This is a genomic window from Saccharothrix sp. (assembly GCF_031180885.1).
Lineage (GTDB): Bacteria > Actinomycetota > Actinomycetes > Mycobacteriales > Pseudonocardiaceae > Actinosynnema.
This window is the reverse complement of the sequence record NZ_JAPSLK010000009.1, coordinates 140850-154345: the sequence shown is the minus strand read 5'-3', so window position 1 is coordinate 154345 and position 13496 is coordinate 140850. Positions and strand designations below refer to the sequence as shown.

Genomic DNA, 13496 nt, shown 5'->3' with positions numbered 1-13496 from the left:
TCCTAAGTGAAGCTGTTTCGGCTGGTCACAGTGCTAGGGCTGGCGGATGGCGGTGGTGGCGGGGTCTTCGAGGAGAGGCTCCGGGGCGGCCTGGGCGGCCGTGCCGGTCCGCTTCAGCTTCTGCCAGGGGAGCCGGGCGCCGGCGATGGCGGTCACCACCGACTGGATGACGACCAGGTACATGAGCTGCCGGTAGACCACCGGTTGCAGGAGCACCGCCCACAACGGGCGAAGGCGCTCATTGTCCAACCGGAAGGCGATGACGGCCGGGATCAGTTGCAGGATCAAAAAGCCGAACCAGGCCCACGCGCCCCGCGCCGGATCGGTGAACAGGCTCAGCACCGCGAACACGTCGATCGCCGGAGCCAGCACGGGCAGCACGACCTGGTACAACGCCAGGTAGGGCAAGCCCCGCCGACCCAACCGGCCACCCAAGCCCCGTTCGAACACCGCGCCCCGGTGCTTCCACATGGCCTGCAAAGTGCCGTAGCACCACCGGTAGCGCTGACGCCACAGCTGCCCCAACGACGCCGAAGCCTCGGTCCACGCCCGAGCCGACTCCTGGTTGGTCACCGCCCAATCGGCGCGTTCCAGGGCCATCGTCAGGTCGGTGTCCTCGGCCAGCGTGTCCTCGGGGACCCCGCCAACCTCTTGGAGCGCGCTCAACCTGAACCCACCCACGGCACCGGGCACGGTGGCATGCACTGCATGACGTCGTACATGCGGCGGTCGAGGTTGAAGCCGATGACGTACTCGATGTGCTGCCAACGTCCCAGCAGACCGCTCCGGTTGCCGACCTTGGCGTTGCCGGACACCGCGCCCACCCTCGGGTCGGCGAACGGCTGCACCAGCTCGTGGACGGTGTCGGGTTCGAGGACCGTGTCGCCGTCGACCATCACGACCAACTCGGTGCGGCAGTGCCGGAGACCGGTGTTCAGCGCCGCCGCCTTGCCCGCGTTGGGCTGCCGGATGAGCACCACGTGGGGCAGGTGGAGCGACCGCACGACTTCGCTGGTGCGGTCGGTCGAACCGTCGTCGACCACGATGACCCGCACGTCCGCCGTGCTGGCCAGGATCGTGCGCAGGGTCGCCTCGATGCCGGTTTCCTCGTTGTACGCGGGCACGATCACGGTCACCGGCTGCGGTGGCAGGGGCCTCGCGTGCCGGCCGGGTTTGCGCCGGGCGTGGATGCCGGTGGTGCCCAGCAGCAGCACCGCCCGCAGCAGGGCCAGGATCGCCGACACCACGACCAGCCAGCCCATCAGCTCGGTCGAGAACGCGGCCGCGCGCACCGCCAGCGACACCGCGACACCGGCGGACCGCTCCACCGGACCGGCCTCCTGCACCGCGTCCGTCAGGCCCAGCGCGTCGCCGGCGGTCCGGAACTGCCGGCCCTGCTCCTTCAGCGCCGGCAGCAGCCGCTCCAACGCGGTGACGGTCTGCGACCGGTCGCCGCCGCCGTCGTGCATCAGGACCACGGCCCCGCGGTCGTCCTTGGGGGTCGCGGCGGCGGCGATCGCGTCCGGGCCGGGGTTGCGCCAGTCCTCCGTGTCGAGGTCGGACAGCAGCACCAGGTGCCCGGACGCCACGACCCGCTCCACGGCCGCCAGGTCGTCGTCGTCCAGCGCGTCGGGCGTGGCCGAGTACGGCGGGCGGACCAGGGTGCTGGTGCGGCCGACGGCACCGGCCAGGGCGAGCCGGGTCTGGTCGAGTTCGAGGCTGGTGCGGGTCTCGCCGATCTGGCTCAGGTCGACGTGGGTGAACGTGTGCAGCCCGACCTCGTGCCCGTCCGCGACGATGCGTTCCAGCAGGTCCGGGTGTTGGGCGGCGGACACGCCGGTGACGAAGAAGGTGGCCTTGACGTCGTTGCGCCGCAACACGTCCAGCACCTGCGGCGTCCACCGCGGGTCCGGGCCGTCGTCGAAGGTCAGCACGACCGTCTTGTCCGGCACCGCGCGCGAGACCTGCCCGGCGTGCTCGGCGGGACCTGCGCCGCGGTCGTGGTGACCGCGGGCGTGCCCTCGGTGGTGGTCCGCACCGCGGTGGCCGGCGGGGTGGTGGGCGGGGGCGGGGACGCCGAAGACTAGCCCCTCACACGACCGGGTGAGAAGCCGGTCTCAATCCTCCAGCTCGTCCCGCTGGTGGCCCTTCAGCTTCTTCCGCTTGGGCCGCCGCACCTCGACACCGGCCATCATGGCCACGCCGGTGATGCGCACCTCGGGACCGCCCGGCACGGTCGGCGTCTTGTAGGTGGAGTCCTCGAACGCGCCCATGATCCCCGTGCCGTCGACCCGCACGGTGACGTCCTCGGGCACGAAGATCTCCACACCGGCCCAGAACGCGAACACGGTGATGGTGGTCTGCTGCTGCACGAACCGCGCCCGCGACAGGTCCAGCGCCACCCCGCCCATGATCGCCACCACGCTGTGCGACGCGGGCACCACCCAGTCGCCCTTGCGGTCGACGCCCGACCAGAACGCGATGGACGTGGACGGCCCGGACGTGCCCCCGATCCGGCCGGACGGCACCTGCTGCTGGTAGGGCTGCACCTGCTGGAGCGGCTGCGGCACGGCGATCCCGGGCATCCCCAGGTCGGCGGTGAGCGGCACCAGTTCGCCGTAGGTCTTGGCGGCGTAGGCCTGCCCGAGCCGCTCGTCCAGCTCGTGCAGGTCGAGCCGGCCCTCGCTGTGCGCCTTCTGGAGCACCTTGGCGACCTGCTCGCGGTCGGCGTCCGAGGCGCGCATCCGACTGGGGTCCGGCACCAACTCGTCACTCACCATGGTGAGTCTAGGAGTGCCACCACCGTTTGACGACCACACCGCCGATCAACGCGACCAGTCCGCCGGCGATCGTCGTGAACAGCCAATCGCCGAGCAGCCAACCGCTCAGCAGAACGGTCAGGGCGGTCAGGGCGATCCACGCGCCGACCAGCACCGCGCGGAACCCGACGGGGGGCGAGGTTCGCGGAGGGGCGGGCAGCGGGTGCAGGCCGGTCGCGTCGGCGGGGAACCGCGTCCAGATCTGGACGTCCGGCCCCTCGGGGAAGCTCCACGCCGTCGTCGAACCGCTCACGCGAGTACCCAGGTGCCCGTGCGCCACACGTTCGGGCCGGACGCCACCGACGCCGAGTCACCGCTGAACGAAGTCCTGGTGTGCCCGGGCCCGACGATCTTTCGGGTCGCGCGCCCACACCCAGACGTGGAACCGGGACGTCGCCCTCGCGGACCCTGGCCGCCAGTCGGCCGTCCGGGCTGAACGTGTGCGCACCGGCGTTCGGCGGACCGTCGAAGTTCCCCCAGCCCTTGGTGTTCCACATCCGCGAGCCCGAGGCCAACGCCCGGGAATCAGAGGTGAACGAGACGTTGTGACCGCCCTCGCCCAGCAGGGGCACGTGCTGGAAGGGCGGCAGCGGCGGCCGGAACGGCGTCGTGCGGGTCGCGAGTCGGGTGGCGTGGGTGGCGTGGGTGGCGAACGCGGTCGCGGCCTTGGTCAGCGGGGCCTTCATCGCGGTGGCCAGGCGGGCGTTCAGCGCGGCTCGGCGTGCTTCGTCCTCAGGGCTGACGGGGATGGGCATGACGGGAGGGGCGAGCACGCGCAGGGTTGTCGCCGCTGTCTCGTTGCCGTCCGCTGCCAGTTCCTCCAGCATGCGCATGCCCCACCGCTGGTAGACCGGGCCCGGGTTGCGCAGCAGGCGGCGGACTTCGTCGGGCGGCGGAGGGCGTTGAAGGCCGGGTCGCGGTAGGTGTCGGTGGCGATCAGCGCAGCCGTGCGGGACACGTCGACCCCCTCAGTGCGACACGGGCCGCAGGCCGGGGATCGGCGCACCGTCCCCCATCGGCCGGATGTGCTCGTAGTGCTCGTCCAGTTCCCCCACCTCGAACCGGCACAGCTTGACCGCCCACCACACCAGGTCCGACACGTCCCCACCGGTCCGGTAGGCCCCATCCGGGGTGACCGCCGCCCACCCGCGTGGACTGCTCATCAACGTGACGAGCAACTCCCCGCTGAGGGACCAGATCCGGGTCGTGCCGTCGTAGGAGCCGGTGACGACGTGCTGCCCGTCCGGCGCGTACTCGACCGTCCACACTGGACCGTCATGGCCTTCCAGCGTGGCGATCGTCTTGCCGTCGGTGGTCCAGATGCGGGCCGTACCGTCCTCGGAGGCGGTGGCCACGGTCCGGCTGTCCGGGGAGAAGGCCACCGCCCACACCTGCCTCGTGTGGCCCTCCAGGACCTTGAGCGGGCGCGAGGGTCGCCAGAGCGCGGCGAAGCCGTTGCGAGAACCGATCGCGAGGCGGCGGCCGTCCGGCGAGTAGACCACGTCGTTCACCGGGCCGAGCGATTCGCCGATCCGGTGGATCTGCTCGCCGCTCAACGTGTTCCACGTTCGCACTGTGCCGTCGTAGGAAGCGGTGGCCAGTTCGTTCTCGTCGGGTGCGAAGGACACCGCCGTCAGCCTGTCGGTGTGGCCCCTGATCATGGTGAACAGCCGGCCCCCGGTGCGCCAGACGGCCGCGGTGGTGTCGTCCCCTGCCGTGGCGAGGAGGTGGCCACTCGGCGAGAAGTCCACGTCGTTCACCGGGCCGTTGTGCGCGTGGATCAAGCGCTCACCGCCCGTCGACCAGATGCGCACCGTGCCGTTCCTGGAGGCTGCGGCGAGTCCCGAGCCGTTCGGCGAGTAGGCGAGTCGGGTCACCGGGTCGTCCTGGTCGCCGAGGTAGGAGGCGCCGGTCGTGGTCCAGATGTGCGCTCGGCCGTGGGACGCGGTCGCCAACTGCGTGCCGTCCGGGGAGAAGATCGCGCACTGCACCGGTCCCTCGCGGTCGGGCACCACCGAGACCTGCGTCCCCGCGACGGTGCTCCAGTTGCGCACCGTGCCGTCGGTGGACGTGGTGGTCAAGCGGCTGCCGCCGCGCAGGAACGCGGCGTCCCGGACCGGTCCGGTGTGCCCCTCGAACACCGCGAGCTGGGTCCCGTCGAGGTCCCACAGGCGGGCGGTGCCGTCTTCCGACGCGGTGGCCACCGAGCCGCCGTCCCGGGAGAAGGCGACGGCCCACAACGGCGCGGTGTGACCGCGGAACGTGGCGGCGGACCGGCCTTGGACCGTCCACAGGCGTGCGGTGCCGTCCGCGCCGGCCGTGACCAGGTGGGTCGAGTGCGGCGAGTAGGCCACGTCCCGCACCGGGCCCTGCGAGGTGGTGATCTTGCCGGCGACGTTGCCCGCGAGCGTCCACATGATCACCGTGCCGTCGGCCGAGGCCGTGGCGAGACGGCCCCCGCCGGGCGCGAAGTCGACCGCCCAGACCGGCCCGGTGTGCCCTTCCAAGGTGGCGTACGGCCGGCCGTCGAACCACATGCGGGTCGTGTGGTCTTCGCCCGCCGTCGCGAGGACCCGGCCGTCCGGGGACAGCGCCACCGCCCACACCGGCCCGGTGTGCCCGGTCATCGTGGCCTCGTGCTCCCCGGTGACCTGGTGGACCCGGGCCGTGCCGTCCGCGGACGCCGTGGCCACGCGGGTGCCGTCGGGCGAGAAGGCCACGTCCAGGACCCAGTCGGTGTGGCCGCGCAGCACTCGCAGCACCTTCAACGTGTCCACGTCGACCAGTTCCACCACCGACCCGCGGGTCACCGCGAGCAGGTCCCCCTCGGGCGAGTACGCGACCGCCTCCGCCCCGCCGGACGCCGCCGTCACGACCTCCGCCGGGTCCCGCCCGACCACCGCCGCGTCCGCCAGTTCGGGCTGGTCCGCCACCCCCCGCACGCCGATCAACGCCGCCCGCCGCCACGTGGTCCCGGTCAGCGCCGCGCCGGTCAGGTCACCGCCGGTCACCCGCACGCCGGTGAGGTTCGCGCCGGTCAGATCGGCCCCGGTCAGCTGGAGGTCGGTCCACCGCTGCCCGCGCAGGTCGCTCCAGCCCAGCTTCGCCTCGCGCAGGTCGAACCGGGCCAGGTCGTGGCCGCGCAGGTCCATCCCGCTCAGGTCGGTCCGCTCGGGGCCGCCCAGCCGGGCCAGCACCGCGGACGCGTTCTGCTTCACCGCCTCCGCCGCGTCGCCGGGCACCCCGCGCGCCCACGCCCGGGCCGCGTCGTGGCCGGCGAGGTCGCAGAAGAAGTCCACCATCAGCGGGGACATCACCCGGTTGGCGATGTCCGCCACGGCGTCCATGCGCTGTGCGGCGGCGTTCGCGACGAGCCACTCCATCACCGACTGGTGCACGAACCCGAACCCGTCGTCGGTGTGCACCAGCAGCGTCCCGGAGCCGACGGCGTGTTGGGCCTGCGCCAGCGAGTACCCGCCTTCGGTGAGCAGGGCCAGCGTTTCCGCCGCCGCCCCCAGGTCCGACTCGCGGATCGCGGACGCGGTGGTCGCCCACAACCGCAGCGCCAGGGTGGTGCAGACGTCCAGGCGCTCCCGCTCGGTCAGCGACGGCAGGCCCGACCGGTGGCGCTGCCGGTCGGTCTCCTTGACCAGCCAGTGGTCCACCAGTTCCCGGTACAGCTCCGCCGCGCTGATCCGCCCCTCCTGCCGCTCGACCTCCCGGAGCCGCTGCTCGTCCAGGTCGGCGATGAACGACAGCATGCGCGGGTTGCGGGACAGGCCGAGCAGGTCGCGGACGTCCCCGAGCAACGCGAACCGGGCGCGGGCGCGGTCGGCGTCGCCGCGGTAGTGGCGGGTGAGGAAGTCCAGGATCTGCTCGTCGGTGAAGTCCTCCAGCAGCGCCACCCGGCTCGACGTCATCGAGGTGACCTGCTCGCCCAGCACGTTGAGCACGTCGCTGGTCAGCCGGAAGTGCTGGGTGCGGCTGGTCAGCACGACCTTCGCCCGGTCGTCCACGCGTTGCAGCAGGACGCGCAGGTAGTCGGTGGCGTTGTCGTAGCCGACCCGCAGTTCCAGCTCGTCGAAGCCGTCGAACAGCAGCGCCACCCGGCCGCTGTCGATCATGTACTTGAGCTTGGGCGCGCTGATCTCCTCGACCCCGGCCCGGGACAGGTGCTGGACCAGCAGGGTGTCCAGCGACGGGGCCTTCTCCAGGCTGCGCAGCTCGATCAGCACGGGCGTGAGGCCGCGCAGCCGGGCGGGCAGCACGCGCGCCAACTGCCGCAGCAGGAACGACTTCCCGCGCCCGAAGTCGCCCAGCACCATGACGAACCGCGCCGAGTCCGCGGACAGCCACCGCACCACCCGGTCCAGCAGGTCGACCTGCTCCTCTCCCGCCCGCAACCGCCCCAGCTCGCGGTAGCGCTGCGGCACGTACAGCTCCGGCGGGTAGACCACGTCCTCGGCGAGCGCCCGCCGCTGCCGCTCCTCCAGCGCCCGCAGGTCCACCAGGCCCTGGTAGTCGATCCAGCTGCGGACCCGGATGCCCAGGCTCAACGCGTGCGCCACCACGTCCGCGGGCGCGGGCGGGCCGCCGTGGACCAGTTCCGAGCGGGTCTGCGGGGCCTGCTCGGCGAAGCGCAGGTGGATGTCCCGGAACCCGTCGAGCACTTCACGGGTCACCGCGCCCTCGGTCACGAACACCGGCCACTGCTCGACCCCGCCACCGGGCCGCCGCTCGGTGACCCGCAGGTAGGAGTTCTCCCGGTTCGGCGTCACGGTCGCGCCGGGCCGGTCCACCTTCGTCGCGTCGAGGACCCGCTCGAAGAACCCGTCCGCGTGCCGGACCTCGGTGCGCCGGCGTTGCCCCTCGGCGTTGCCGAAGGTCTTCTCGGCCGACGACCAGAACATGTCGGTTCGGTCGTGCCGGACCCAGCGGTCCTCCGCGACCAGCCTGGTCCGGCGGTCGACACCGGTCGAGTCGATCCGCATGACCTCGTAGGAGCCCGCGGCGAGCGAGCCGTCCAGCGTCACGTGCAGGCTGTGCCGGGGGAGGCCCAGCCGCGGCACAGCCCACCGGTCGGCCACGCCGATGCGGAACCAGCCCCGGTCCCGGTACTCGTCGAGCCCCCGGGACAGCCGGGTGACCTGCTCGTCGCCGAACTCCGGCCGCGCGTCGCCGAGGTGGCTGTCGGCCATGGTGGAGTTGAACCCGGCCACCGCGACCGCCAACTCCGGCACCGCGAACAGCGACCACGGCTCGTCGGCGGTGAACGCGACCGGCACGTCCCGGTAGAAGCGCTGGAAGGCCTCGGCGTACTGCTCCCACTTCGCCCAGTACGGCGGCAGCGGCTCGCGCTCCTCCGCCTCCATGCGCAGGAAGTACGCCTGACACGCCTTGCGGTTGACGTCGTGGGTGCCCGGCACGACCACCACCCGGTCGCGCGGCAGTTCGACCGCCTCGGCCAGCCCGTCCAGCCACGCGAACGCCTGCTCGAACTCGGTGCGCAACCCGTGCGCGGTGAGGTCCCCGGCGACGACCACGAGGTCCGGGCGCACGTCGGCCACGTCGTCGAACAGCCCGTCGACCGGCGGTTCGCCGCCGAACCGAGGCCCGGCCGGTTGCAGGACGGTCAGGTGCTCCAGCCCGTTCTCGACGTGCCACCGCCGGCGCCGGTCCAGCACCTCGGGCCACACCTGTCGCAACCGGTCCGCGCCCACGGCGTAGCTGTCGGCCGCGTTGCGCCCGGCGGTGGCGACGATCCCGATCACCCGGCCGCTCGCGACGTCCCACACCGGGCTGCCGCTGTAGCCGGGCTGGACCTGGATCGCGGACGCGGAGTCCAACTGCACCAGCCCGCCGTCCACCTCGCCGCGGACGACGGCGGTCACCCAGGACCCGTTGGGCCGCACCGGTTTCCCCGGGTAGCCGAAGATCCGGACCTCCTGCCCGATACCCGGCAGCGTGGTGATCAGCCGGGCGGGTTCGACCGGTGCCGGGTCGTCGAGCCGAAGCCCCGCGACGTCGTCACCCGGCGCACCTTCCCGCGCCGGCGGCGGCACCCACTGCTCGACCCGCGCCTCGAAAGTGCGCTCTCCGACCTGAACCTCGACCCGCTCGGGCCGTTCCGCGTCAAGCTTGTCCCGCCCGAGCGCGAGGTTGACGACGTGCGCACACGTGACGATCTCGCGCCCACCGACCAGCACCCCGAGCCCCACGATCCCGCCGCCACGGGTGAACCGGACGACGGAGGGCGGCAGCGAACCGGCGGACATCGCCTACCTGTACCACATCAGCCGACGAACCCCGGCCCACCGCCCTCCCGGGGCTTGGACACCCGCAGGTAGGACAGCTCCGCGAGGGCGTCACGGTCGCGGTCGGGTGCGCGACCCCGGGTCGCCTCCGGCCGGTCTCAGGGGAAGCCGAACACGTCCACCGGGCCGCCCGGCCGGGGCGGGGTGGCGATCAGGTGGGCCGGCTCGACCCCGTCCGGCGCGGCGGACGACAGCACCGCCAGGTCTCCGCCGGGGAGCCCTTCGCGCTGCGGGGGAGGGGTCCACGACGCCGCCTCGGCCACCGCCGCCGCACCGGGAACTCGACCCGCACGGTCACCGTCGGCCGGGTCTGCGCGTGCGGGTCGAGCCCGGCCGCGAGGTTGACCACGTGCGCGCAGGTGACCACGTGCGTGCGGCTCAGCACCACGCCCGCGCCGACGGTGTGCCCCGAGCCGTCCACGAACCGGGCCACGGAGGGCGGTGAGGAGCCGTCGGGCACCGCCTACCTGTACCACATACTGTCTGACCATGGACGTCCTCGTCGTCGATCACCCCCTGGCCAGGGCCCGGCTCACCACGATGCGCGACGCGCGCACCGACAACGCCGCCTTCCGCGCCGCCCTGCACGAACTCACCGTGATGCTGGTCTACGAGGCCACGCGGAACGCCCCGGTCGCCGAGGAGCGCGTCCACACCCCGGTCGCCCGCACCACCGGCTACCGCCTGGCCAACCCGCCGCTGCTGGTCCCGGTGCTGCGCGCGGGCCTCGGGATGGCCGACCAGGCCCACAAGCTCATCCCCGAGGCCCAGATGGGGTTCGTGGGCCTGGCCCGCGACGAGGAGACGTTGCAGCCGACCCCGTACATGGAGTCCCTGCCGGAGTCCCTGGCGGGTCGACCGGTGTTCGTCCTGGACCCGATGCTCGCGACCGGCGGTTCCATGGCCTACACGATCCGCCTGCTGACCGACCGGGGTGCGACGGACGTGACGGCGGTGTGCGCACTGGCCGCGCCCGAGGGCATCCAGCACCTGAAGGAGTCGGGCCTGCCGGTCCGCCTGGTGACCGCCAGCGTCGACGAACGCCTGAACGACTCCGGGTTCATCGTCCCCGGCTTGGGCGACGCCGGCGACCGCCAGTACGGCGCGGTCTGACCCGCGCTGGTCGCGCCCCTTCTAGTCGGGGCGCGACCAGTTCGGATTCAGGGCCGGAGTTCGGCGGCGTGGTCTGCGGCCCACTCGGTGAGCGTCCGGCCGCGCCGGCCCACGACCTCCTCGAACGTCGGCCACACCGCCGGCGGCTCCTCGTTGAACTGCGCGTGGTAACCGAGGATGTACTCCGCCACGTCGTACGGCAGGCCCACGTCCCGGATCAGCGAGGCCCGTGCCTGCCCGTAGGTCAGCGCCTCGAAGCGAATCTCCCGGCCCAGCCCCTTGCCGATCGCCGCCGCCTGCTGCCGGAGGGTCAGCAGTTCCGGTCCGCTCAACGGGTACGCCTTGCCCGCGTGGCCGTCCTCCAGCAGGGCCTTGACCGCCACCTCCGCGATGTCCGCCTCGTGCACGGGTGATCCGGGCGCGTCCGGGTAGGCGTGCCGGACGACGTTCTCCTCCTTGATGCTCCGCGCCCAGATGAGCTTGTTGGACATGAACTCGCCGGGCCGCACGTGCGTCCACTCCTTGCCGGACGCCTCGATCGCCTTCTCCACCGACTCGTGCAGTTCGTAGCTCCCCGGCCGTTGCGTGGTCACCGCGTCGCTGGACAGGAACACCACCCGCCGCAGGTCCCGGGCGCGGTCCAGCAGGGCGGTCGCCAGGCCGGCCGCGTCCTCGGACTCCAGCACGGCCAGCAGGAACACCGCCGTCATGCCGTCCAGCGGTAGTTCCTCCGGCCGGGCGAGGTCGCCTTTCACAGTCTCGACGCCGGCCGGGAAGCCCGCTTTGTCCGGGTTGCGGCTCAACGCCCGGAACTCGACCCCCTCCTTCGCCAGTTGCGCCACCACGTGCCTGCCGACGTTGCCCGTCGCGCCGGTCACCAGGATCGTCACCGTTCCCCCTCGTGGATCGGGTATTCAAGTTTGAACACGAGCACGCTAGCGCGCCCGACGCCCTTGGCGCACATGCAAACTTTTGCAACAACTGTGAACGGTGAGCCGAAGCGGAAGTGGTCGGGATGACCGGATTCGGCCGAACGGCCGTAGAGGTGGTCTAGACCTCAGTCCTACCGTGGTCTGGACCACACAACCGCCGCCTCCACCCGCGAGGAGAAGCATGTCGAGCAGGAGATGGGTGCTCCCCGCCCTCCTGGCGTCCGCGCTCACGGTGTCGCTCGCGCCGCACGCCGCGGCGCACGACCGGGACGGCGTGCGGACGGTCGGCTACTACACGAACTGGGCGGGCTACGGCCGGAACTTCCTGGTGAAGAACCTGGTCGACAACGGCACCGCGCCCAGGCTCACCCACCTGAACTACGCGTTCGGCTTCCTCGACGAGACCGGCAAGTGCGTCAGCTCCGACCCGTGGGCGGACTACCAGCGGCCGTTCTCCGCGGAGCAGAGCGTGAACGGCAAGGCCGACGAGGCCGGGCAGCCGCTGCTGGGGAACCTCAACCAGCTCAAGCAGCTCAAGGCGAAGTACCCGAAGCTGCGGGTCAACATCTCGCTCGGCGGCTGGACCGGATCGAAGCACTTCTCCGACGCGGCGCTCACGCCGGAATCCCGTGCGGCGCACGTGAAGTCGTGCATCGACCTGTGGCTCAAGGGCAACCTCGTCGGCGCCGCTCCCGGCGCGGCGGCGGGCGTGTTCGACGGCATCGACCTCGACTGGGAGTGGCCCGCGAGCCCCGGCGCGCCCGGCAACGTCGTCCGCCCCGAGGACCGCGAGAACTTCACGGCTTTGCTGGTGGAGTACCGCAAGCAGCTCACCGGCCTGAGCTGGCGGACGGGCAAGCGCTACGACCTGACCGCGTTCCTGCCCGCCGACCCGGCGCAGGCCGACCGCGGCTTCGAGATCCCGAAGGTGTTCTCGCTGCTGACGTTCGCGACCATCCAGGGCTACGACTACCACGGCGCGTGGGACCCGCTGACCAACCAGCAGTCCGCCCTGCGCACGCCCGCGGCCGACCCGACGACGCCGAAGTTCAGCACCCAGGTCGCGATCGACCACTACCTGCGGCGGGGTGCGCCGCGGAGCAAGACCGTGCTCGGCGTGCCGTTCTACAGCCGCGGCTGGACGGGTGTGCGCAACGAGAACAACGGCCTGTTCCAGCCCGCGACCGGTCCGGCGCCCGCGACTCATGAGGCCGGGTACGAGGACTACCGGATCCTCAAGGCGCAGCTGGGCAAGTTCACCGTGCACCGCGACCCGAAGGCCGGGCACGCGTGGCTGTTCGACGGCACGACGTTCTGGACGTGGGACGACCCGGTGGAGATGAAGCGCAAGGGTCGTTACGTGGCCGAACGCCGGCTGGGTGGCGCGATGATCTGGTCGCTGGACGGCGACACCGCCGACGGCGAACTCATCCGCGCCCTCCGAGACGGGCTGTCCTGACCGGGACGGCCCACCGGGGGGTCCGGGGAGGTTTCGCGGCGGCCTCCTCCCCGGACCCCACCCCTCTTCCCGCTCGTCCCGCACCCACCCCGCCCGCGCGCCCGGCGTTCGGCCCCCGCCCTCGCCCAGCGCAACCCGCGCGCCCGACACCCGCCCTCGCCCTTCGCGGCCCGCGCGTCGGAACTCGTCTTCCCTCAGAACCGCTTGCGCCAGCCGTCGATGTGGGCCCGGATCGCGCGCTCGTAGGCTGGGGCGATCTCCACGCCCGGCGGCAGGTTGCCGTTCAGCTCCAGGCTCACCAGGCCGTGCACCATGCCCCACATGGCCAGCGCGATGTGCTCCAGCGGTGCGTCCACGAACAGCCCCTGGTCCACCGCCCGGCCGACGTTGGCGACCAGCGGCGTGAACGTCTCGGCCGCGGCGGCGTTGGTTTCCTCCGACGGGGTGAAGTTCGGGACGACCTTGCTGAACATGACCAGGTAGAACTGGGGATCGGCGAGGGCGCTGTCCCGGTAGGTCAGGCCGATCCGGACGATGTCCTCGACGGGGTCGTCGGTTTCCGGCAGCGCCGCGAGCCGGTCGCCGAAGCGCCGGAAGGCCTCCTCGTAGAGGGCGTCCAGGAGTGCCGGTTTGCCGCCGAAAAGCGAGTACACCGCCGTGGTTGACGTGTTGACATCCGCCGCGAGCCTGCGCAAGCTCAAAGCGCCCGGTCCTTCGGTGGACAGCAGCTCGCCGGCCCGGTCCAGGAGGCGGACGCGGAGGGCGTCGTCGTGGGTCTTCGGTCGTGGCACCCCGACATTCTATCGCAACAGTGTTATAAAACCCGCTCTAGCCAGTGTGGTATCAGGTTGGTACCGTG

8 protein-coding genes and 1 pseudogene are annotated in these 13496 nt (G+C 72.1%); 2 read left to right on the top strand and 7 right to left on the bottom strand.

What is annotated here, in order from left to right:
• Positions 1 to 33: 33 nt before the first annotated feature.
• From RIN75_RS14800 to RIN75_RS14780, 5 genes and pseudogenes are all read right to left on the bottom strand, one after another.
• Positions 34 to 1934 (bottom strand): annotated as a pseudogene (locus tag RIN75_RS14800) (glycosyltransferase).
• 183 nt (positions 1935 to 2117) lie between these two features.
• Positions 2118 to 2777 (bottom strand): DUF1707 domain-containing protein, encoded by a 660-nt coding sequence (locus tag RIN75_RS14795; protein ID WP_375295957.1) that lies wholly within the window; start codon positions 2775 to 2777, stop codon positions 2118 to 2120.
• A gap of 10 nt (positions 2778 to 2787) precedes the next feature.
• Complete coding sequence (locus tag RIN75_RS14790) at positions 2788 to 3072, bottom strand: hypothetical protein (RefSeq protein WP_309112472.1); 285 nt, start codon at positions 3070 to 3072, stop codon at positions 2788 to 2790.
• Positions 3073 to 3787: 715 nt separating this feature from the next.
• Positions 3788 to 9094: a trypsin-like peptidase domain-containing protein gene (locus RIN75_RS14785; RefSeq protein WP_309112471.1), complete on the bottom strand. Its 5307-nt coding sequence runs from the start codon at positions 9092 to 9094 to the stop codon at positions 3788 to 3790.
• Positions 9095 to 9284: 190 nt separating this feature from the next.
• Entirely contained in the window at positions 9285 to 9593 is a 309-nt protein-coding gene (locus RIN75_RS14780; RefSeq protein WP_309112470.1) for a hypothetical protein, read from the bottom strand.
• A gap of 29 nt (positions 9594 to 9622) precedes the next feature.
• Between RIN75_RS14780 and upp the strand changes: the two genes are divergently transcribed.
• Positions 9623 to 10246 carry a uracil phosphoribosyltransferase gene (gene upp, locus RIN75_RS14775; RefSeq protein WP_309112469.1) on the top strand — a complete coding sequence of 208 codons (624 nt, stop codon included), beginning with the start codon at positions 9623 to 9625 and terminating at the stop codon, positions 10244 to 10246.
• Positions 10247 to 10293: 47 nt separating this feature from the next.
• Here upp and RIN75_RS14770 read toward each other — a convergent pair whose 3' ends face one another.
• A complete protein-coding gene (locus tag RIN75_RS14770) occupies positions 10294 to 11136 on the bottom strand; it encodes an NAD(P)H-binding protein (protein ID WP_309112468.1) in 843 nt (280 codons plus the stop codon).
• Positions 11137 to 11359: 223 nt separating this feature from the next.
• Here RIN75_RS14770 and RIN75_RS14765 point away from each other — a divergent pair, with 223 nt between their 5' ends.
• Positions 11360 to 12637, top strand: a complete 1278-nt coding sequence (locus RIN75_RS14765) for a glycoside hydrolase family 18 protein (protein WP_309112467.1) — start codon at positions 11360 to 11362, stop codon at positions 12635 to 12637.
• A gap of 194 nt (positions 12638 to 12831) precedes the next feature.
• Here RIN75_RS14765 and RIN75_RS14760 read toward each other — a convergent pair whose 3' ends face one another.
• Positions 12832 to 13428 (bottom strand): TetR/AcrR family transcriptional regulator, encoded by a 597-nt coding sequence (locus tag RIN75_RS14760; protein WP_309112466.1) that lies wholly within the window; start codon positions 13426 to 13428, stop codon positions 12832 to 12834.
• Positions 13429 to 13496: the final 68 nt, after the last annotated feature.